The organism is Enterococcus sp. AZ140, assembly GCF_051714405.1.
Taxonomy (GTDB): domain Bacteria; phylum Bacillota; class Bacilli; order Lactobacillales; family Enterococcaceae; genus Enterococcus_B; species Enterococcus_B pernyi.
Genome location: NZ_JBIORU010000001.1, coordinates 1,185,797 through 1,206,009, shown reverse-complemented (window position 1 = coordinate 1,206,009; position 20,213 = coordinate 1,185,797). Strand labels below are relative to the sequence as shown.

General features: G+C 37.9%; 22 protein-coding genes and 1 tRNA gene. 8 read left to right on the top strand and 15 right to left on the bottom strand.

Annotation, left to right across the window (positions count from 1 at the left end):
- Window positions 1–2: 2 nt before the first annotated feature.
- Together IGJ39_RS05730 and IGJ39_RS05725 are read right to left on the bottom strand one after the other, a co-directional pair.
- Entirely contained in the window at window positions 3–803 is an 801-nt protein-coding gene (locus IGJ39_RS05730; protein WP_019723460.1) for a M15 family metallopeptidase, read from the bottom strand.
- Between the two features lie 13 nt (window positions 804–816).
- A complete protein-coding gene (locus IGJ39_RS05725; RefSeq protein ID WP_019723461.1) occupies window positions 817–1,353 on the bottom strand; it encodes a hypothetical protein in 537 nt (178 codons plus the stop codon).
- A gap of 197 nt (window positions 1,354–1,550) precedes the next feature.
- On the opposite strand from IGJ39_RS05725, the gene IGJ39_RS05720 reads away from it, so the two are divergent.
- Entirely contained in the window at window positions 1,551–2,510 is a 960-nt protein-coding gene (locus tag IGJ39_RS05720) for a Gfo/Idh/MocA family protein (RefSeq protein ID WP_019723462.1), read from the top strand.
- Window positions 2,511–2,567: 57 nt separating this feature from the next.
- Here the strand turns inward: IGJ39_RS05720 and IGJ39_RS05715 are convergent, their stop codons facing one another.
- Complete coding sequence (locus tag IGJ39_RS05715) at window positions 2,568–3,533, bottom strand: aromatic acid exporter family protein (RefSeq protein ID WP_019723463.1); 966 nt, start codon at window positions 3,531–3,533, stop codon at window positions 2,568–2,570.
- Window positions 3,534–3,642: 109 nt separating this feature from the next.
- On the opposite strand from IGJ39_RS05715, the gene IGJ39_RS05710 reads away from it, so the two are divergent.
- Window positions 3,643–4,239, top strand: coding sequence for an FUSC family protein (locus IGJ39_RS05710; protein WP_010735697.1), 597 nt, complete (start codon window positions 3,643–3,645; stop codon window positions 4,237–4,239).
- A gap of 182 nt (window positions 4,240–4,421) precedes the next feature.
- Here IGJ39_RS05710 and IGJ39_RS05705 read toward each other — a convergent pair whose 3' ends face one another.
- Complete coding sequence (locus tag IGJ39_RS05705; protein WP_019723963.1) at window positions 4,422–5,903, bottom strand: flotillin family protein; 1,482 nt, start codon at window positions 5,901–5,903, stop codon at window positions 4,422–4,424.
- Between the two features lie 13 nt (window positions 5,904–5,916).
- Window positions 5,917–6,441, bottom strand: coding sequence for an NfeD family protein (locus IGJ39_RS05700; protein WP_034690200.1), 525 nt, complete (start codon window positions 6,439–6,441; stop codon window positions 5,917–5,919).
- A gap of 126 nt (window positions 6,442–6,567) precedes the next feature.
- On the opposite strand from IGJ39_RS05700, the gene IGJ39_RS05695 reads away from it, so the two are divergent.
- Both IGJ39_RS05695 and IGJ39_RS05690 read left to right on the top strand, forming a co-directional pair.
- Window positions 6,568–7,380: a DNA/RNA non-specific endonuclease gene (locus IGJ39_RS05695; RefSeq protein ID WP_019723962.1), complete on the top strand. Its 813-nt coding sequence runs from the start codon at window positions 6,568–6,570 to the stop codon at window positions 7,378–7,380.
- Window positions 7,381–7,749, top strand: a complete 369-nt coding sequence (locus tag IGJ39_RS05690; RefSeq protein WP_253181799.1) for a hypothetical protein — start codon at window positions 7,381–7,383, stop codon at window positions 7,747–7,749. It begins immediately after the preceding gene.
- 269 nt (window positions 7,750–8,018) lie between these two features.
- Here IGJ39_RS05690 and IGJ39_RS05685 read toward each other — a convergent pair whose 3' ends face one another.
- Window positions 8,019–10,610, bottom strand: coding sequence for an HAD-IC family P-type ATPase (locus IGJ39_RS05685; RefSeq protein ID WP_019723960.1), 2,592 nt, complete (start codon window positions 10,608–10,610; stop codon window positions 8,019–8,021).
- 162 nt (window positions 10,611–10,772) lie between these two features.
- On the opposite strand from IGJ39_RS05685, the gene IGJ39_RS05680 reads away from it, so the two are divergent.
- The gene (locus IGJ39_RS05680; RefSeq protein ID WP_253181800.1) at window positions 10,773–11,561 is read left to right on the top strand and encodes a MerR family transcriptional regulator; all 789 of its coding nucleotides are present in this window, start codon (window positions 10,773–10,775) and stop codon (window positions 11,559–11,561) included.
- A gap of 94 nt (window positions 11,562–11,655) precedes the next feature.
- Here the strand turns inward: IGJ39_RS05680 and nagA are convergent, their stop codons facing one another.
- From nagA to IGJ39_RS05660, 4 genes are all read right to left on the bottom strand, one after another.
- Window positions 11,656–12,804: an N-acetylglucosamine-6-phosphate deacetylase gene (gene nagA, locus IGJ39_RS05675; protein WP_029594281.1), complete on the bottom strand. Its 1,149-nt coding sequence runs from the start codon at window positions 12,802–12,804 to the stop codon at window positions 11,656–11,658.
- 74 nt (window positions 12,805–12,878) lie between these two features.
- Entirely contained in the window at window positions 12,879–13,715 is an 837-nt protein-coding gene (locus tag IGJ39_RS05670; protein WP_010735706.1) for a helix-turn-helix domain-containing protein, read from the bottom strand.
- A gap of 435 nt (window positions 13,716–14,150) precedes the next feature.
- On the bottom strand, window positions 14,151–15,368 hold the full coding sequence (locus IGJ39_RS05665; protein ID WP_019724414.1) for a pyridoxal phosphate-dependent aminotransferase: 1,218 nt from the start codon (window positions 15,366–15,368) through the stop codon (window positions 14,151–14,153).
- 134 nt (window positions 15,369–15,502) lie between these two features.
- On the bottom strand, window positions 15,503–15,664 hold the full coding sequence (locus IGJ39_RS05660; protein WP_019724415.1) for a hypothetical protein: 162 nt from the start codon (window positions 15,662–15,664) through the stop codon (window positions 15,503–15,505).
- A 64-nt stretch (window positions 15,665–15,728) separates the two neighbouring features.
- On the opposite strand from IGJ39_RS05660, the gene IGJ39_RS05655 reads away from it, so the two are divergent.
- Window positions 15,729–15,811: transfer RNA gene (locus IGJ39_RS05655), tRNA-Leu, on the top strand.
- A gap of 146 nt (window positions 15,812–15,957) precedes the next feature.
- Here the strand turns inward: IGJ39_RS05655 and IGJ39_RS05650 are convergent.
- Both IGJ39_RS05650 and IGJ39_RS05645 read right to left on the bottom strand, forming a co-directional pair.
- Window positions 15,958–16,233: a hypothetical protein gene (locus IGJ39_RS05650; RefSeq protein WP_019724534.1), complete on the bottom strand. Its 276-nt coding sequence runs from the start codon at window positions 16,231–16,233 to the stop codon at window positions 15,958–15,960.
- 96 nt (window positions 16,234–16,329) lie between these two features.
- Window positions 16,330–17,022, bottom strand: a complete 693-nt coding sequence (locus tag IGJ39_RS05645; protein WP_019724533.1) for a hypothetical protein — start codon at window positions 17,020–17,022, stop codon at window positions 16,330–16,332.
- Between the two features lie 210 nt (window positions 17,023–17,232).
- On the opposite strand from IGJ39_RS05645, the gene IGJ39_RS05640 reads away from it, so the two are divergent.
- Both IGJ39_RS05640 and IGJ39_RS05635 read left to right on the top strand, forming a co-directional pair.
- Window positions 17,233–17,445, top strand: a complete 213-nt coding sequence (locus IGJ39_RS05640) for a DUF378 domain-containing protein (protein WP_010735711.1) — start codon at window positions 17,233–17,235, stop codon at window positions 17,443–17,445.
- Window positions 17,446–17,842: 397 nt separating this feature from the next.
- Window positions 17,843–18,457: a LysM peptidoglycan-binding domain-containing protein gene (locus IGJ39_RS05635; protein WP_019724622.1), complete on the top strand. Its 615-nt coding sequence runs from the start codon at window positions 17,843–17,845 to the stop codon at window positions 18,455–18,457.
- A gap of 110 nt (window positions 18,458–18,567) precedes the next feature.
- On the opposite strand, the gene IGJ39_RS05630 is transcribed toward IGJ39_RS05635, so the two are convergent.
- The 3 genes from IGJ39_RS05630 to IGJ39_RS05620 all read right to left on the bottom strand — a co-directional run bounded on the left by IGJ39_RS05630 (window position 18,568) and on the right by IGJ39_RS05620 (window position 20,174).
- Window positions 18,568–19,092: a hypothetical protein gene (locus IGJ39_RS05630; protein ID WP_019723590.1), complete on the bottom strand. Its 525-nt coding sequence runs from the start codon at window positions 19,090–19,092 to the stop codon at window positions 18,568–18,570.
- Window positions 19,093–19,190: 98 nt separating this feature from the next.
- Window positions 19,191–19,793, bottom strand: a complete 603-nt coding sequence (locus tag IGJ39_RS05625) for a hypothetical protein (protein WP_019723589.1) — start codon at window positions 19,791–19,793, stop codon at window positions 19,191–19,193.
- Between the two features lie 33 nt (window positions 19,794–19,826).
- Window positions 19,827–20,174, bottom strand: a complete 348-nt coding sequence (locus IGJ39_RS05620; protein WP_019723588.1) for an LPXTG cell wall anchor domain-containing protein — start codon at window positions 20,172–20,174, stop codon at window positions 19,827–19,829.
- Between the last annotated feature and the right edge of the window lie 39 nt (window positions 20,175–20,213).

Genomic DNA, 20,213 nt, shown 5'->3' with positions numbered 1-20,213 from the left:
TCCTACTTTTCTTTTAGTTGGTCCAAGTACTCCTCCATCGTTAAATCGTTTGATGTGATATATTCTGCACTTTCTTTGCCTACATAACGTAGGTGCCAAGGTTCGTAAGTGATTTTTGTAATATCTTCTCGACCTTTTGGATAACGGATGATAAAGCCATATTTAGAGGCATTGTCCGCAAGCCATTTCGCACCTGGTTCGTCACCATATTTTTCATCCAATACAGTATTGGGATAATTGTTGTACCATGTTTCATCGACCACATCCACAGCTAAACCTGTATGGTGTTCACTGTAACCCGGTTCTGTCATAGTTTTTTTCGTAATCGCGGTCGCCTCTTCTTCAGTGACTCCCTGACTACTCATCACCTGTTGGACATTTTGAGCGAACACCTCTTGTTGTGTCGCAACTGAGCGATAAGCCGATACCATAACTAAAGGAAAGCCCGCAGCTTTAGCTGCGTTAGCCAGTTCTTCATAATCAGCTTTAATACGTTTGTCGATCAGATAGCCATTATCTAGCGCAGCCAATTGGTTGGCTTCATCGATTTCTGTCTCGATTTTATGATCAGGTCCTACCAATACCAGTGACCAATCATCCAACTTAACATCTGGTAAATCACTAGAGGTTGCTTTTTTTGTTGCTTTTTCTGTACTTTCTTCTGTCGCACTCGTCGTGTTTGTTTGTTCTGTCTTTGAATTATCAGCTTGAGCTTTCGTATCCGTCCGACTCTCACTAACAACCAGATAGCCCATCGCAACAATCATAATCACGACTGAGATAACGCCTAAAATTTTATTCACGCAAAAAATCCTTTCATTCCCTTTCTGGTTCCACTTTCTCACTCACGTAAGTTTCTTCCAGATTTTCATTTACCCAATCTAACAACTCGATTTTCTCCCCTTCGATTTGCTTTTGAACTTCTGCTGGTAATCGAAAGTTCAAAATGTCATCATAACCCCACTCATCATATTGAATACTGACTTTCAAGTCAAGATATCCATTGACAATTTGATCATTTTTTAAAGGGAGCAACTCTACATTCGCACTGCCACTACTTACCCATTTCTGAGCAATACGTGTTTTGATTTGCTTATATTCCGCTACTGCAACGTTTCTTTTTTCAGGGAAAATAATGGTTTGACGTAGAATTTTTTGCGTCAACATCCATTCATAGTCCGTAAAAAGATTTTTCACTTTTTGCATGGCCTCGGATGGTAAGTTTTGTTCACCACGCTTCCAAGCTTGCCAAGTTGTTTCATCCACCAATAGATAAGTATCTAAGAAATTTTCTTCTGTTTCAAATTGTTCGAGTAAAACACTCATAATAAGATCAACGTATACTTGATGCATCGCAATCTCCTCCTCCTTCTTATTCTACTTAAATTAAGGTAAAAAATCATCTATTAGAACATTTCTTTCACCTTTTTTTAGAAAGCAATTCTTCAAAACGATGGGATGTCCTTTTTTTGATATAATAATAGCGAAACCAAGAGTATTCAACTAAATACCCTTATATTAAATATATCACGTCAAGGAGAGATGAAAAAATGAAAAAATTCCAATGGGGCATTGTCGGTCTAGGATCGATCGCTAACGAATTTGCAGAAAGCTTCGATCAACCATCAAGTACATTGGCGGCAGTCGCATCACGAACTTTGGAAAAAGCACAGGATTTTGCTACACGCCATTCTATCAAAAAAGCATATGGCGATTATCGTGAAATGTTGCAAGATGCTGAAGTTGATATCGTGTATATCGCCGTTCCGAATCGTCAACATATCGACTATATCCTTCCTGCCTTGGAAGCTGGGAAACATGTCTTATGCGAAAAAGCCATCACGATGAATAAGGCAGAACTTCAACAAGCCATCCAATTAGCCGAACAAAAACAGCTGATCTTGGCAGAAGCGATGACGATTTTCAACATGCCTTTGTATCATCAACTTCGTTCAATGATCGATTCAGGCAAGTTAGGTGCATTAAAGATGATCCAAGCACCTTTTGGCAGTTACAAAGAACCTGATCCGACCAACCGCTTCTTCAACCCTGATTTAGCAGGTGGAGCATTACTTGACATTGGAACCTATGCTGTTTCATTTGCTCGCTTCTTTTTGAGCTCACAACCGGAAGTCATCGCCTCTCGTATGATTCCATTTAAAACAGGTGTCGATGAACAATCTGTAACGATCTTACAAAATAAAGAAAATGAACTAGCTACGATCAACCTGACCTTCCAAGCAAAAATGCCAAAAATCGGAATCGTTGCTTTTGAAAATGGGTATATCTCGATCAATGATTATCCTAGAGCTGACCAAGCCGAAATCATTTATACTGACGGTACAAAAGAATTGATCGAAAGTGGCCATCGTGCGCAAGCAATGAATTATGAAATTGAAAATATGGTAAAAATGATCGAAGGAGAACTTCCAAACCGTTCCCTGTACTTAACTACCGAAGTGATTGCACTCTTAGATGATATGCAAGAGCATTGGAAGAATAACAAATAAACAAAATAAAAATAAGACGAAGCGAGAATGGTCTTCTCATCGCTTCGTCTTATTTGTTCATCTTTCCGCATCCACTATCATCTGCTGAGAAAATTCTACTTTTATTTCAATAAAACTTTTGAATGACTGTAAAAACTGAAACAATTCCGCACGATCTTCAAATTCACTTCGAGTAGTCGGCAATGGCATTTGACGATACATCCCATAGACCTCTTCGATCCGTGTCAATATTTCTTTGCCATCATTTGATTCAGAAAATGTCTCAGCTGTATAGATCAACAAGCCGTATATATGGTCGCTATAAGGCACTGGGTCCTGGATATAAGCTAAATTTTCTTGCATATCTTGGATCACATTGATCTGAGCCCGTCGCATAGAAAAATAGGTTTCATAGTATTGATTTTGTCTAAGCAAGTTATTCTCTTGGTGATTCCGTGCATATGCTTGGCTTTCTCGAATATAAACTTGTAATTCTTTGCATAACCCTTGATTTTCGTAAGCTTCGCCAGAAAGCAAAAAGTCTGCCATATTCTTCAAAAGAAGACGAAATCGCTCTTCGATGATCATTTGATTTTCCTTTAAACGTTTTTTACTATCTGGCATATAGACATTAGATAACAAAGCAAAGCCTACACCAATGATCATCAAGGCTGCTTCGTTTGTGATCAATTGCCAACTCATACTTTGTTCACTAAGATAATGAGTGATCAAGACTGAGTTTACAACGATTCCTTCTGTCAATTTGAACCGCACGGCGATTGGAATAAAAAATAATAGAAAGACACTGAAACTGATGATTCGATAGCCCAAAAGTGTAAAACACATATAGGCAATAAGTGTAGCGACAATAAATGCAGCGATTCGATAGATTCCAGTCATCAAGGTGGAGCGACGAGTATTCCCTACGCTTAACAACGCAATAATACCGGCAGATGGCCAGAATAATAAGGAAAAGTAGTTTGCAACCAACATGGAAGCAAATACACTGATGACCGTTTTTACCGTTCTCATTCCAATACGCATGATCGGCTCCTTTCTTTTTATTGAATTATACTAAATTCGTTCATGAAAAACTAGCAATCCAAGGTAAGTTTAGTTATGATATTGTAAAGAACGTAAAGGAGAGTATACTATGCAATTTGGACGCTTTCGACTTGGTATGCGTACAATGAAGAGTGCTTTAGCCGTTTTCTTATGTATTTTGATCTTTCATCTCTTTGATCGTGGCATTCCAATGATTGCTGCCCTATCTGCTGTTTTTTCCTTGCGCCAGGATTTGACTACGACCTTTTCTTTTGGTCGCTCGCGTATTATTGGCAATCTACTTGGTGGCGGATTAGGTATTTTCTATTTTTTTGTAAAAAGTTACTTCCACAATGATTTTTTAGTTGAACTGATCGTTCTCCCACTTTTAGTGATCATTGTGATCGTCTTATCTGACGGTATCAATAATAATTCTGGGATCATTGCTGCTATTGCAACATTACTGCTGATCTCTTTAAGTATCCCTCAAGGAGAGTCAGCCTTCTATGCGATTGAGCGGGTTTTCGATACATTTATCGGGACATTTATTGCTATCGGTATCAATTTTTGCTTGCGTCCGCCAGAAGTTGAAAAAAAAGAAGAGATTGTCGAGGACTTAGAACAATTAAGAAAAAAAGAGCAGGCTTTACTTGAAAGTCTTGAAGAAGTAAAAGCACAGATCCGTGAGCAAAATGAAAATAAATAGCGAACCAACAAAAGAGGTCGAGACAGAAGTGTTCAGCCTCGAGAAATAAGGCGCCATCCACGAAAATTGTTCTTCAAATTTTTGTGGATGGCGCCTTATTTCCGAAGAGGTTACTTCTGTTCTCGCCGTTTATTCGGTTTTAGGTGGTGGGAGAGAACTAATGTCCCACTCTCTTTCTTAAGTTATTCTTTCGGTTCATTTGATCCTTCATAGACATTCAATTGTCTAGAATTTCCACGTGTGGAAAGATTCTCAATGATATCCTTGATATCCAATCCAGTTGTTTCTTTCAACGTTTCTTGTGTCGTCGACAACAAGTTTGTCGCATAGCTTGTCACTCGATTGGCGCCACCTGCTTCACCTGAGGAGTTTCCTGTATCAACAACAGAGATTTTTTCGATATTGCCTAGCGGTTGTGCCGCTTCACGCATCAATTGAGGCAACATTTCGATCACCATGCTAAGCACAGCAGCTTCTCCATATTCTTTGAACGCATCTGCGATTTTTTGTTTTGCTTCTGCTTCCGCTTTCCCTTTTGCTAACGTGGCTTCTGCCTCGGCTTGTCCAGCTAAACGAGTTTGGTTGGCTTGGGCTTGGGCTAAGGCTTCGATTCTAAATTGTTCTGCTTCTGCCTCAGTCACTTCTTTGACTTTTTGCGCTTGGGCTTCTTGTTCTTTGGCGTAACGATCCGCATCGGCTTTTTTCTTCACTTCAGAATCGTATTGTTTTTCACGACGAATGATTTCTTTTTCTTCTAATTCGATTTGTTTTTGACGTTCGACGACTTTTACTTGCATCTCTTGTTCGATTACTTGTTGTTGTTCTCTGGCACTTTCTAAATTATACGCTTGGTCAGCTTTTGCTCGTGCCACATCTTGTTCCTGTTTATAGGCAGCTAATTTCAATTCTTTTTCTTTTAAAGATTCGGCGATCTCTGTTTGGCGTTGTAATTCTGCAGCTTGAGATTCTTTCTCTGCTTCCGCCTTTTTGATACGCGTTTCTTTTAGTGCTTCTGCTTCTGCAATATCTGCATCACGTTTGACTTGAGCAATCCGTGGTTTCCCTAAAGAATCCAAATAACCATTTTTATCACGGACTTCTTTGATCGTGAACGAAACAATGATCAAGCCCATTTTTGCTAGATCCACCGAGGCAACTTCTTGCACGCTTTGGCTGAATTTGTCACGATTTTGGTAAATTTCTTCTACTGTCATCGAACCTAGGATCGACCGCAAATGACCTTCTAATACTTCACGCGCTTCATTTTCAAGTTCTTCTCGCGTTTTCCCTAGAAATTGTTCCGCTGCTGTCGCAATTTCTTCGACAGAAGAACCGATCTTGATGATCGAAGTACCGTCACACATCACCGGCACACCCTGCTCTGTATAAACTTCTGGGGTAGACACGTCTAATTTGCTTGATAATAAACTGATGCGATTCGAACGTTGGAAAACTGGTAATACGAATGCACCACCACCGCGGACGATTTTGATTTTATTGTTACTCTCGTCGGCATGAACATTTTTACTTCCCAAGTAACTACCACTGATGATCAATGCTTCGTCAGGCTTTGCCGTTTGGTACTTAGCGACAAAGACGATCAATAACATTAAAACGATCAACACTGCTAAAACAATTGCAACAAACACTCCAGATATTTCCATTTCTTCCACTCCTTTACATTTTCAACATACTTTCGTACGGTGTAACATAACAAACACGGTCTCTTACTTCAATGATCAACACCTTTTCGCCACGTCCGATCATTTTCTCTTGGGGCGTATAAAAACAAGCAGGGCGACTGATTGAACCAGTAACACTTTTTAATTGGATCTCTCCCATTCCCTGGATCGGTATCGGGGTCACCACTGTCGCGATTTGACCTTCTAATGTTTTTTCAGAAGTTGATAGCGTCGATTCTGCGTGCTTCATCGGCATCAAGATATAAAAATTCAACAAAAAAACTAAAACGGTTGCAATAATCGCGCTGATCACGAAAATCACTAATGAGGACTGGTCGGTCAAGGATTCACCTAAATAACCTAATAAACTGGTAAAAGTCAACCAGGGAACGATCAGCATCGGATCAATAGGTCCATCGAAATCAAAGACATCTCCAAAAATAACAAGTAACACTGCAACCCCAGCGCATATGAGTAAAACGTACCAGTAAATCGTGATGATTGCGATTCCTCCTATCATCTCATTCGCCTCCTTTGTGTACAAGATTATCATATCATACTAACCTATATAATTAACCTACTTTGGATAAAGTTTTCACTTTTAGTCCGCTTGGTTTTGGATTATACTAACAAAGGAGGTGAACGAATGAAAAATTTAAAAAAACTATGGGGTACATTGATCTCTATAGTTGTTTTTGGCGCAATTGGCTTTATCGGAATGGATCTAGTGAATGTAGAACAACCGATCTCAAGGGATTACAGTGAATCTAGTTTTACTGCTTCAATCGATAGTGAACCGGAAGTTTCTACTGAACAACGATCAAACATGAGTACATATAGTATGGAGTCTTCTGATAAACCAGTCGAAAGTACAAGCAAAAGTGAAGCTACTATCACAAGTAGTATACCTGACTCATCTGAACCAAGAAACAACGGCTTACCACAAGAAGAAGACTTAGCACCGACTGGAAACAATCCTGGGCCACAAGAATTAGGAACAGCTTCCTTTGATGGGGCTGAACTCTCAACAAACAAAGGATGGATCGAGTATCATGAGCTTGATCGATTAGGACGTCCCACTGGTGCGGATGCCTTATTGGAAAAATCAATGATCAATACAGGAACCAGCGCAAACCGTGACATCCGTCCTCCTGGATTTATTTCTGGTCCCAGATACGATCATTCTCGCGGACATCTGATCGCTAAACAGTTCGGCGGTAGTGGCGACGACGAAAGAAATCTAGTTACTTTGTTTCAATTTCCAGTCAATGATCCTTACATGAACTACTATGAACTAAAAATCCGTAAGGCGTTGAATCATGGTGAAACTGTACGCTATCGTGTTACTCCACATTATGTTGGCGATGAACTCATCCCTGAAAGTGTCGAGTTAGAGGCAAAAGGAACAGGCAATAATCCAACGATTGATTTTACGGTATTGATACCAAATAAAAAGTAGGTGAAACGATTGTTTGAACAATTGAAGCAAAATCGTACATTAGAAGAAACACTCGCATGGCTGGAAGAAAACGAGCTGTTCGATTATGAGGAACTTGTATTTTTCCCTTCTTACCAACATTTCAAAGCTAGTATTCTGCGAACAATCGATTATACCTCCCTGGATGAAGCGGAGGTCGCGAATCTCCTTTCATCCTTTTACTTGGTGGCTCGTACGATCGATGGTGATTATCTCTTAGCAAATGAAAAAACGGTTTGTTTGTTTCCTCGCTCTCACCAAAAAGAAGAAATCCAGCGATTTAATGGGAGTTTTGCCGATCTACTAATAAGATACGCAAACTCTTCGAAATCAATTGTCGAATTTTTTTAACTTTCTACTATCTAAGGTTGCTCGCATTAACAATGACAAACTGGGGCTTTATCTTTGAACATTTAACAAAAAACGTATCGCGCATGTTTAGGTATATGAAACAGAATAACGTACAAAAAAACGTCTGAAATGATCATTCTCATTTCGGACGTTTTTACTAACTTATTTTATAAACTAGTTTCTTCTTCCAACATTACTTGGGTTTAGTGTGAATAAAAAGCACCTAGTTACTTTGGTATCTTTCTATGTTTTTTCAATAATATGGATGATCAAGCACCTACCCTGTAACTTCTAGCTGATAAAACATATTTTTCGATTTCTACTAAGAAGAATAAAAGTAATCCAGGTAAAAGACTGATGACGACTTCCGTACTTGATAGTAGGTTTGTTCCTAGAGCCATTCGTAATGGTGGGAACCAGATCATCGCGGCTTGAAGCAAAATCATGATCCCAATTGAATAAAACAATGCGGTATTTTTCCATAATCCTCTATCTAAACTAAATTCGCTGATCCTACGACAATTGATCATATAGAAGGCTTGACCAAACACCATCGCATTGATCAACACCGTCTGACGTGCATCGTTTGAGACATATTCCATCGCAGTTAAGCCTAAGATCGTCAAGATCATCCCTACATACAAAATGCGCATCAACGCATATCGTGACAAAATCCGTTCGTTCAATGGTCGTGGTCGTCGACTCATCACTTGTTTTTCTGCCCGTTCAAATCCTAAAGCATAGGACAAGGTGATCGAAGCAACTAGATTCAACCATAGGATTTGCACAGTCGTCAAAGGTAATGGGTAGTTTCCGATCAATGAGAAAAGTAACAATAATCCTTGCGCCAAACATGTTGGTAAATAAAAGAGAATCGTTTTCTTCAAGTTGTCGAATATCCGACGTCCTTCTTTGACTGCATAAGCGATCGTCTCAAAATTATCATCGACTAAAACCATATCTGCTGCTTGCTTACTAACATCGCTCCCTTTGATCCCCATAGCAATCCCGACGTCAGCTTTTTTCAATGCTGGTGCATCATTTACACCATCGCCGGTCATCCCAACAATTTCACCTTGCGCTTGTAGATAAGAAACGATTGCCAATTTGTGTTCTGGTGTCGTTCGCGCAAATACATCGTTTTCACTTACTGCGCGTTGCCATTGTTGCTCTGACAGTTGATTCAGCTCTTTTCCTGTGATTGCTGTTTGATGATTTTGCAATCCTAGTTGTTTTGCGATGGCTTTCGCTGTCAGTGGATGATCGCCTGTGATCATTTTGACACGTATTCCAGCTTGTTGCATTGATTTCACTGCTTCGATTGCTGACTCTTTTGGTGGGTCGATCACACCGCATAAGCCAATCATCGTCAATGCTTCATCTAGTGCATCATGAGATAAGTCTTCATCGCCGATTTCTTTCATCGCAAAAGCTAACACACGTTGCCCTTGACTCGCTAAATCTTCATTTTTCTTATGCCAACGTTTTTTATCGATCGACTGGCTCATACCTCTAGCATCCATTTGTTGTCCCGCTTTTTCGATCAATACATCCGGTGCACCTTTTACGAACAAGATATTCTTCCCATTGATCTCATGAACAGTCCCCATGTATTTATACGCTGAATCAAAAGGGATTTTGGCAATAGGTGAATGGATTATTGCCTGTTGCGTATTTGTATAACGTAATAATGCAAGTTCTGTTGCATTTCCCGTTTCAGGACAATCCCCATCTGCTAATTGTGTTTCTTGACAATTATGCATTGCTTGTAACAAATATTCTTCGACTTTTGTATGTGCTACTTGTGCAAATGATTCAGGCGTATACCAATCATTTAGTGTCGCTATATGAACTAAAGACATTTCATTTTTTGTCAATGTCCCTGTCTTATCTGAACAAATAACCGTCATCGCACCTAAGGTTTCTACTGTAGGCAATGTTTTTACGATGGCATTCTTCTTTGCCATTCGATTCACGCCAATCGACAAAATGATCGTTAAAATCGACGGCAGGCCTTCTGGAATCGAAGAAACGATCAAAGCAATGATCGCCGTAGCGATATAGCCCCATGTCATACCATAATAAAAATACGAAACAAGAGCAATTAACAAAATCAACGCACTGATTCCTTTAAATATACTTGTATTCATTTCCTTGATTTTCTTCAATAACGGGGTTTCTTGTTCTTCAACAGTTGATAAAGAATGACTGATTTTACCGATTTGAGTATTCGAACCTACTTCAACAACGACACCTAATCCATTGCCAGATTCAACTTTAGTGCCCGAAAAAGCCATATTTACTTGTTCAGCTAATTCTGTATTTTCAGGTAAGCTATCAACAGTTTTGCTGACAGAATGTGTTTCTCCTGTTAAAATCGCCTCATCCACTTGTAAATTGAATGATTCGATGATCCGAACATCTGCTGGTACGATATCTCCAGCAGTCAAGACTACTTGATCGCCGACGACCAAGTCTGCCGGATCGATCTCTCGTTTTTTACCATCTTCTAAAATCACTGCTTTATCACTCAATAATCCTTTGATACTATCTAAAGAAGAAGCTGCTTTTCGTTCTTGGAAGTACCCGATCATCGCATTTAGAAAAACAACTAAAAAGATCATGCCACCTTCCATCAATGCACCAGTTGCAACTTTCAATATCGCTGCCCCTAATAAGATGTACATCAACGCATCATGGAAATAAGATAAGAATTTTTGCCATTCTGGTGTTTGATCTTTTTCTTCCATTTTATTTTTTCCATATTTTTGTTGACGTTCCAGCCGATCACTCTCTGTGATATATTCTGTGACTTGAACTTGTTTGATTGTTTCTTCCGTTGACTTGTTATACCATTCCATACTTTTTCTCCTCCAACACTGACTAATCTATAATCAGCTTACAGGTTAGAGTAACTCTAAGGTCAAGGGTTTTGTGTAAATAATTTAAAAATACTCGCTTTTTTGAATCAACTAATAGTAAAATGAGGAACAGATATAAAGTATAAATAAAATCAAACGGAAGTGAATCGATTGAAAATCAATGAATTAGCAAAATTATATGATATTACCCCACATACTTTACGTTACTATGAAAAAATCGGTTTGATCCAACCAGATTATGACGACAACGGTTATCGAAATTATTCGTACAAAGAATTAGAACAACTAAATACGATTCGCGATCTGCGATATTTTGATGTTTCTTTGCCTGAGATCGTCGAATATCTGAATAATAAAAATATCGATCGAACAAAAGAACTTTTACGATTTGAAATTGATTCTTTGCATCGGTTGATTGCAGAATCAAAAGAAAAAATCGCCTTATTAGATGATCGCTTACAGTTGATCTATGAAGTAGAAGATACTCCATTCAATCAACCGATCGTGATGGAACATCAATTACGTCAAGTCATCAAAGACGATGAAATGACGACTAGCGATGATGTCGATTACGCATTGAAACAACTGCATAAAAAACATGAGAAACACCTCAGTGCCAACAATCAAAATTTATTTGGAAGTATCTTACATGAAGAGTCAGATTCTTTTGCTTATCAAGTCTTTTATTTCTATCCAGAAACTGCCTCTTTGATCAATGAGGTGTCTACGTTACCATCCGGGAAATACTTGACCTACACTTACCAAGGAGCCTATGAGCAACAAGTCACAGGCATTCAAGAAATGAAAAAATATGCACAAACACATCAACTAGAATTAAAAAGTCCATTTTATGAACTCTATCTCGTAGATTTCCATGAAACCAATGACCAGAATGAATTTATTACACGCTTAGAAGTATTGATCCAGTAACCAACTATTTATCTAAAAAACACCACAAAAAAACAGCCAAAAGAGAGTAAAGCTACGAGTTGCTTCTTCCTTTTGGCTGTTCATTTATTCTTTTTTACGCATGATAACGTTCAACACCATCTAAATAAGTGGCATCTAAGGTCATGTCAGGATTCAAGACGATGAAATCAGCATCTCTTCCTTTAGCAATCTTTCCACATGTATCGTCGATCTTACAGCTAACTGCAGGAACGTACGTAGCCATCATAATGGCTTGTTCTGGTGTAGCTAAGCCCCAATCTACGACATTTTTGATTGCTTCTTTTAATCTTAGGATACTTCCAGCTAGATTTCCAGATTCTAAGCGAGCCGTTCCATCTTTTACGACTACTGGGAACTCACCTAAATTGTAGTTACCATCAGGCATTCCACCAGCCATCATGCAATCCGTGATCAAAGCCACATGTTCATGTCCTGCTTTTTCCATCAGGATCTGTGCTGCATTTGGATGGACATGGTGACCGTCACAAATCAACTCAGAAAATACGTGATCCAATGATAATAATGCGCCGACCATACCTGGCTCACGATGGTTCAAGCCGCGCATCCCGTTAAACGCATGAACAAACACGCTTGCACCTGCTTCAACAGCTGCTTGTGCTTCATTGATCGTTGCATTACTATGACCTAAAGCAACGACAACGCCTTCATCTGTCACTTGTTTTACAAATTCTTCGACACCTGCGCGTTCTGGTGCTAATGCGATTTTTTTGATCAATCCGCCTGAAGCTTCTTGCCATTCATTGAAGACTGCCAAATCAGGGTCGCCAAAATAACTTGGGTTTTGCGCGCCTTTATGCTCTTCTGTAAAGAATGGTCCTTCAAAATAGATCCCTTTGATTTTAGCGCCAGGAGCTTCATGGTACATTTTTCCGATCGTCTCTGCTACATCTCTTAGACGTTCTTTACTAGAGGTTAATGTTGTAGGTAAAAAGGCAGTTACCCCACAAGATAACAAACCTTCTGACATAGCTTTGATTCCTTCTGCGTCATTATCCATAACATCGTGATTCATAAACCCATGAATATGTGTGTCTACAAGTCCAGGGGCGATCCATTTACCGCTTTGATCAATGATCGTTACTTCACCAGCTGGTTTTTCTGAAAGATATTCGCCAAAAAGCCCATCAGTGATTTCAAGATATCCAGTGTTTTTCACACCAGATGCTAAAAAGAATTTGTCAGCATAGATATAAGTTCTCATTCTATTCTCTCCTTTGATGATCTACCTTTAAATTACTCTTATTTACGAAAGAAGTCAAGAATGGTCTACACCATTTATATACTTTTAGCAATCTTTTTTACTGCTTGAGCTAATTCTTCATAAAACAATGCTTTTGATAGTTCATTTTGCTGTTTGTAGATCAAACTTTTTAGAATAAATAAATCATTTAAATAATAATAGCTATTTTTTTCTTGTGCCCAACGAATCCCTTGATTCACTTGTTCAAGGGCTGCTTGGCGTTCTCCTTGATGAAATAGAAAACTACCATAATTATAAAAAATCTGGGTCAATTCGCTTTTGTTGTGCTCGTTGATCGTATCATGCAAGAGTTGGACACTACGACTTAAATAATATCTTGCTTCTGTACTTCTCCCTGCAACCCCATAGACTTTCCCAATACAGCTGATCAATTGGATCTCGATATCACAGACATGTGTCCGATCTTTTTGGCTGGAGTAAGTCAATGCTTCTTTCAAGTAACTAAGTGCCTTTACTAGGTTTTTCCTTAATGTAAATTCACAAACACCTAAATAATAATAATACCGTTGAAAATCCTCAGCTGAATAGAGATTCTCTGTCACCTTCGCTGATTTTAGTTCTTGTTCTAATTTACGATAATCTCTTTTTAAAAAGTAAAGATCCAGAAGATCAAACTGTCTAGTTGCTGCTCGAATCTTGTCCTTGGATAAGTTCATGACATAATCGATCGTTACACCAAGCCTGTGACAGATCTGAGCCATCACTAATACATTTGGTAACTCTTCGTTATTTTCGATTCTACTCAGCACACTTTGAGAACAAATGCCTTGTGAAAGCATTTGTTGAGTCATTTTTTGTTCTTTTCGGATTTCTTTGATGATCGTACCAAAGGAATCGACTAATGCTTCCATAAGTATCCCCCTCTCAAAAAAATATGCGTATTCGCATGACTACATGTATTGTACTTGACTACTTTGTAAACTTCAAGAAAAGTCCAATAGCAACGAATCATTTTTCAAAAATTGACATTAAAAAAACGCCTCGGTATCGGGACGGCTTTTAGGTGAAGTCGTATTTACTTTATAAAAAAAGTTACCAATCACATCGTTTTTACTACTCGTTGGCTCTTACTCGAAACTGGTTATTTACAGGTGTCAAATGAAAATAAAACTCAGACAAAAACGGTTGATTTAGTGAAGTAAGCAAACGCCCATAAGAATCGTTGATTCCAATTGTTATAGTGATTCACTTACTTCATAAAATCTTGATATGTTCCATCAGTTACTCGCTTACGCTTAATACTACCTACTTAATACACACGCACAACAGCCAAATTATGATATTTCCTATCTTTGTTGGTAGGTTGTCAGGAATTCACGCATTTTTTTCGCCGTTACTTTTAGATCGTCTAATTTTGGTAAGTAAACGATTCTGAAGTGGTCTGGATCAGGCCAGTTAAAACCGCCTCCGTGAACAAGTAAAATCTTGTGCTCGTGCAGAAAATCTAATACGAACTGCTCATCATTGGTAATATTGAAGCGTTTCGTATCGATTTTTGGAAAGATATAAAAAGCTGCTTTCGGCTTAACCGCTGATAATCCAGGGATATCATTGATTGCATTATAAATGTATTCTCTTTGTTCGTAGATCCGTCCACCAGGCAATAGCAATTCATCCACACTTTGGTAGCCCCCTAAGGCAGTTTGGATGATTTGTTGTGACAGGACATTTGAACAAAGACGCATAGAGGAAAGCATATTCAACCCTTCGATATAGCCTTTTACATTTGATTTGTCACCACTCAACACCATCCAGCCGACACGGAATCCCGCCACACGATGTGATTTAGATAGGCCATTCAATGTGACAACGAATAGATCAGGTGCTAAAGTCGCAATCGGGATATGCTCTAAGCCATCCATCACTAAACGATCATAGATTTCGTCTGAATAAATGATCAATTGATGTTCTCGTGCAATTTTCACGATTTCTTCTAATAACTCTTTCGGATATAAAGCTCCTGTTGGATTATTAGGATTGATGATCACGATTGCCTTTGTCCGGCTGGTAACTTTAGATTTGATATCCTCAATATCTGGATACCATTCGGCTTGTTCATCGCATACATAATGAACTGGTTTTCCTCCAGCCAAAGAAACAGAAGCTGTCCATAAAGGATAATCTGGCATTGGCACTAATACTTCATCGCCATTGTCCAATAGCCCTTGCATACACATCGTGATCAGCTCACTGACCCCATTACCAGTATAGATATCATTGATCGTCACATTTGGAAATTTTTTCAATTGACAATACTGTTCAATCGCTTTTCGTGCAGAAAAAATCCCTTTTGAATCCGAATAGCCTTCTGAATCTCTGGCATTCATGATCAAATCACGGATCACTTCATTTGGTGCCTCAAATCCAAATGGTGCTGGATTTCCCGTATTCAATTTTAATATACTGATGCCCTCTTCTTGCATTCGTTCTGCTTCTTCAAGAACCGGTCCGCGGACATCGTAACTTACGCCTTCTAATTTGTTGGATTTTTCAAATTCTCTCATAGTGATCCAATCCCTCGTTTCAAAAAAGTTAGAAATTTCTGATTATACCCATTTATTTCCATATCATACTCCATTCATCTGGATTTTGCCACCGTTTTAAAGAAATCCTAGATGAAAATCAACTTTTTTTACTTTTATTTCTCATGCCGATCGTTCCAAAGATTTGCTGCCCAATCCATAGCGATCCCGATAATCACACCTAAGAATATCCCCATAGTCAATTGTCCAAATGCAGATCCAATGATAATGCCTGCCACCATTCCTAAAATTGAAAATTCCCCATCATATTTATTCATGATTTTCCTCTTTCATATCTTGACATCTATTTCGTTACTCGCTATGATTAAAGTGTTGTTTCTTGCAGACGTGATGGAACGGCAGACATGCAAGATTGAGGGTCTTGTGAGCGTAAGCTCGTGTGGGTTCAAATCCCATCGTCTGCATCAATAAGTAAAACTCATGGTTTATGCCATGAGTTTTTTTGTTTGTTATTAAAAAAACAAGGCAGTTCATCGAGTCAACTTACAATTTTTCTACCTATATAAGAGTAATCCATTAGTTCTTGATATCGAACATTGACTTTGTTCTCTCATTTGATGATCTTCTGTTTAGGGAAGAGACTATTTTCAAAAGCGACAACAATGTTTGGTTTTTCTAATACCGTGTAGTCTTTGACGACAAATTGCTTACGGTTATTATAGTAGCCTTTCACAAATATCTTCATTCCTTCATCTACATCGGCAATAAAATTAAGACTATGATTAGCAATCAAGCAATTCTCTGAGCCTAAAGTAAAACGGATCAGTGGTCGTTCCCCTAGTTTGATCGTTCTGATTTTTGAGACTGTTCCATATTTTCTTTCCATTGTCATCTCTCCCCTCATCACCATTATACGAACAAACGTTCCGTTTTTCAAGTGATTTTCCTTGGAAAAACAACTCTAAAAAAGTATCTTTAACGTCTACTTATGCACTTGGCGATCAACGATTTGTTGAGATTTTTCCGCCGTTTGCTTTGCATCGTTTCTCGCTTTTTCTAATTGTGCGATGTAACTTCTCAAATTACTATTTTCTGCTGAAATAGTTTCTAATTGTTTCTTCGCGGTTGCTAAATCAGTTTGCAAATTTGTTTTTTCTCGATTTAATTGGCTGATTTGTTCGTTTAACTGATTAACCGTACTTTGCATCTCTGTATATTTGCCCTGGATTTCTTGGAGTCTAGTGTTCCATTGACTATTTAGGGTATTGATTTCGTTTATTTTTTGAGTTATTTCATTGATCTTATTGTTGATTTCGATTTGTTTGTCATTTAATTGATTTTCTTTACTGGTTAATTGGTTTTGTAAATTTGCATGTTCAGCAACCAATTGGCTTTTTTGCGTTTCCAAGTCAGTGATCTTTGTTTGGTATTCTTGCGCTTTTGTTTGTATATTTTGAAGATCTTGATTTTTTATTGCTAATTGACTATTTAAGTCAGTGATTTTTTGGTCATGGCTTGTTAACTGTTGATCAAGTTTTTCTAAATTTTCGTTGATCTTAGTGATATCAGATTCTCCACCCCAGAATAAAACTTCTCCTGCAAACCGTGTGCCCGTATAACCAATAGCCCCTAGCAACAATGCAATCAATCCAGTAATCATCCATTTTTTCTTCATGTTCTTCTCCTTAATAAATATTATTATTTTATAACCAGCTAAATCTAATCTTTTACTTGTCTATTGTCAAGACATATCTATTTTAAATTTTCAAATTCTATAAAACGTTGAAATGAAAGGACTATAAATTAAATTACAGGCAATATTTTAGTACAAATTCTTTAATTGTTTTATAATAATAGTATGTCATATAGGAAAGGGGTAATTTCAATGAAAACATTAGATATGATCGCTTTAACATTGTTGATTGTTGGAGGATTGAACTGGTTGTTAGTCGGTTTATTAGAATTTGATTTAGTTGCGACGATTGCAGGCGGCTCTACGACTATTTTAGCTAAAGCTATATATATTATTGTTGGGATTTGTGCTATTTATTGTTTGAAATTCTTTCCAATGATCTCCAATCGTGTAGAACATCAATAATTGGGATTTGATTTTTTTAGAACATGGGGCAACCATTTGCTTCATGTTTTTTTATTTACTCCTTTGTATTGTCGTCAACAGGCTTAAGAATAGCTATTATGACTGATAGATAGCCACCCATTTTATCTTCTACAATAGAAAAAAACATATTTATTATCCGCTTAATATTTTCTTAACTAATTTTTTTCATCAAAAAAAGAGAACATACATTCTTTTAATTAAAGGAAAGAAAGCGTTTTTCGATTACATATGTTTCGTTGAATATTACAAAAAAGGTAGCTTTGTCATAAACTGTTACGTTTTTATCACCTATGAAATGTCTCCTCATGGTAAAGTATTACTCGTTAGCGAAAACAGCTAATCAAAATAACTTTTTAAAATACGAAGGAGATCTTTCATGAAATCACTTAAAACTATTCTTTTTGGAACAACTTTGGCCGCCGGCGCTGCATTATTTATGGGTACTTCTGCACACGCAGACGAAGCCTACACTGTTCAATCAGGTGATACTTTATCAACGATTTCTCAAAAATACGTTGGTGACAACTCCTTGATCCAAACAATTGCCGAAGCTAACTCAATCTCAAACATTCACCTGATTTTTTCAGGTCAAGAATTAACTATTCCTACTGGTGAGCAAGCAGCTGCACCTGTCGCTACTCAAGCACCTGTGGAACCTGTTCAAGAAACAGCGCCAGTTGTGGAAACACCTGTAGTGGAACAAGCACCTGTAGTAGAACAAGCGCCAGTTGTAGAACAAGCACCAGCTACTGAAGTCGCTGTTTCAACTGGTACGAACGATGCCAAAGAATGGATCGCACAAAAAGAGTCTAGCGGTTCTTATACAGCAACAAACGGACGCTATATCGGCCGTTACCAATTAGACTCTTCTTACTTGAACGGTGACTACTCTGCTGCCAATCAAGAAAGAGTGGCAGAACAATATGTGGCTTCTCGTTATGGCTCTTGGGATGCAGCCAAGGCTTTCTGGTTAGCTAACGGTTGGTACTAAGAACAATTTATCATTGAGTTAAAAGTTAAATAAAAAAATGGAAGGCTCGAAAATAGATAATCTATTTTCAGAGCCTTCCATTTTTTATTTATGTTACCTTCAATCAGCGATCAACTAATGTTGATTGTACCATCGATCGTTGTTGTATTGACCAATTTTTCTTCGTTATAAATATTGTATAAAATTCTAACATCATGACTGCCAGCATCAGGTAGATTCTCAAAAGGGATAGAGTCTATTCGGTTGTTTGGAGGAATCAATCCTGATTTATACAATTGTTTATTATTTGACGCTAGATAGTATTCTACTTGGATATTGAATGCATTCTGACCATTATTACGTACATCGACACTCGCTTTTCCTTCTTTATCAACTTCTATATCATGTTTCAAAAGAATACGCATTTTGTCTTTATCTACTTGATCTTGCATTGCTTTTAAAATATCTTCATTACTCAATCTTGACAGATGATCATCTAAATCAGGCAATCCTGCCACTACTTGAGGAGGAGATTGATTAAAATAAAAGTATCCGCCGATCCCTGCTACAAGACATACGAGTAGCAAAGAAAACAAGATATAAGTTCTCTTCTTTTTACTATGATTCTTTTTTTCAATATTATTACTATGTGCCATTTTTCTCAACCTCCTTTCTCAAATTATAACTGAAAAGTCTGTTATTCAGACTCTTTCTACTAAAATAGGTAATGGAATACTTATCAACTTTGCTAAGATTAGTTAGCTAATGCAGAAAAATGGAATGACATCGTGTATGCAGGTGTCACAATAACATCTTGTTGGAAAGGACTAGTGATTGCTCCTTCAAATTTCAAGGATTTTGTTTGTCCTGTTCCGATAGTTGTCAAGTAAGTACGAGTATTCAAGAACTGTCCAGAAGCACTTTGCAAACGAACCGCTGCTTCATTTAATGGTGTAAAGAACAAATCTTGAGTGATCCCAGTTGAGCTTGTCTCCGCAAAACTATCTACTTCGATCATCACTCTATGTGAAGTTGAATTATTTGTCATTGCATATAATGGGGAAACGATCTCTGGTTGAGGCGTTCCGTCTTCTGCCATTGCATTTGCATATCTTACAGTCGTTGGGATCGTGATATCGATATAGCGTTTATCTTCTGGATCAACTGGATCCCATTCTCCGATCCATCCTGAAACTTGAACATCTGCTTTGTCATCACCTTTGATCGTTTGTCCCGGTGAATTGTCTGGTTGTCCAGGAATCCATCCCAAGTCATTGGCAGCAGCGTTCATTGAACCAAGTCCTAAACCACTTAATAAAATTGTAGATACAATTGCTAAATTACTTAGCTTCTTCATATTGAATTTCTCTCCTTGCTGAAATAATCTATATTATTTCACTAAATTTTTTTGTAGTCGTTCTTCTTTTTGATTGAATGTATAAAACAATCCTATCGAAAAAAGAGTAAGCAATAAACCGATCAAAGCAATTCCATTGGTCAAACGTTCCCCAGTTTGTGGAAAATTAGAGGAAGAACCTTTACTTTTGTTTGATGTTGGACCTGTAGCTTGCTGTTCTTCATTTTGGGTACTCTGCCCTGTGTCGTCTTGATTTTCGGAACTATTACCTAAATCACCGATCGTTGCTTCGACATGAACTGTTTGTATTTCTGATTGTTGAGCATGATAGACAGTTGGACTCATAACGCATAACAACAACACACCTATCATGTAATACATCGTCTTTTTTATCTTACCCTTCACCTCCTAATATAAACG

Bases quoted from the DNA above. Each gene is read 5' to 3' on its own strand.
- IGJ39_RS05685 (WP_019723960.1), bottom strand. From the start codon at position 10,610: ATGGAATGGTATAACAAGTCAACGGAAGAAACAATCAAACAAGTTCAA.
- IGJ39_RS05705 (WP_019723963.1), bottom strand. From the start codon at position 5,903: ATGGAAATATCTGGAGTGTTTGTTGCAATTGTTTTAGCAGTGTTGATC.
- IGJ39_RS05665 (WP_019724414.1), bottom strand. From the start codon at position 15,368: ATGAGAGAATTTGAAAAATCCAACAAATTAGAAGGCGTAAGTTACGAT.
- IGJ39_RS05620 (WP_019723588.1), bottom strand. From the start codon at position 20,174: ATGTATTACATGATAGGTGTGTTGTTGTTATGCGTTATGAGTCCAACT.
- IGJ39_RS05630 (WP_019723590.1), bottom strand. From the start codon at position 19,092: ATGGCACATAGTAATAATATTGAAAAAAAGAATCATAGTAAAAAGAAG.
- IGJ39_RS05650 (WP_019724534.1), bottom strand. From the start codon at position 16,233: ATGGAAAGAAAATATGGAACAGTCTCAAAAATCAGAACGATCAAACTA.
- IGJ39_RS05660 (WP_019724415.1), bottom strand. From the start codon at position 15,664: ATGAATAAATATGATGGGGAATTTTCAATTTTAGGAATGGTGGCAGGC.
- IGJ39_RS05710 (WP_010735697.1), top strand. From the start codon at position 3,643: ATGCAATTTGGACGCTTTCGACTTGGTATGCGTACAATGAAGAGTGCT.
- IGJ39_RS05700 (WP_034690200.1), bottom strand. From the start codon at position 6,441: ATGATAGGAGGAATCGCAATCATCACGATTTACTGGTACGTTTTACTC.
- nagA (WP_029594281.1), bottom strand. From the start codon at position 12,804: ATGAGAACTTATATCTATGCTGACAAATTCTTTTTAGCATCTGGTGTG.
- IGJ39_RS05670 (WP_010735706.1), bottom strand. From the start codon at position 13,715: ATGGAAGCATTAGTCGATTCCTTTGGTACGATCATCAAAGAAATCCGA.
- IGJ39_RS05640 (WP_010735711.1), top strand. From the start codon at position 17,233: ATGAAAACATTAGATATGATCGCTTTAACATTGTTGATTGTTGGAGGA.
- IGJ39_RS05715 (WP_019723463.1), bottom strand. From the start codon at position 3,533: ATGCGTATTGGAATGAGAACGGTAAAAACGGTCATCAGTGTATTTGCT.
- IGJ39_RS05635 (WP_019724622.1), top strand. From the start codon at position 17,843: ATGAAATCACTTAAAACTATTCTTTTTGGAACAACTTTGGCCGCCGGC.
- IGJ39_RS05625 (WP_019723589.1), bottom strand. From the start codon at position 19,793: ATGAAGAAGCTAAGTAATTTAGCAATTGTATCTACAATTTTATTAAGT.
- IGJ39_RS05725 (WP_019723461.1), bottom strand. From the start codon at position 1,353: ATGCATCAAGTATACGTTGATCTTATTATGAGTGTTTTACTCGAACAA.
- IGJ39_RS05720 (WP_019723462.1), top strand. From the start codon at position 1,551: ATGAAAAAATTCCAATGGGGCATTGTCGGTCTAGGATCGATCGCTAAC.
- IGJ39_RS05645 (WP_019724533.1), bottom strand. From the start codon at position 17,022: ATGAAGAAAAAATGGATGATTACTGGATTGATTGCATTGTTGCTAGGG.
- IGJ39_RS05695 (WP_019723962.1), top strand. From the start codon at position 6,568: ATGAAAAATTTAAAAAAACTATGGGGTACATTGATCTCTATAGTTGTT.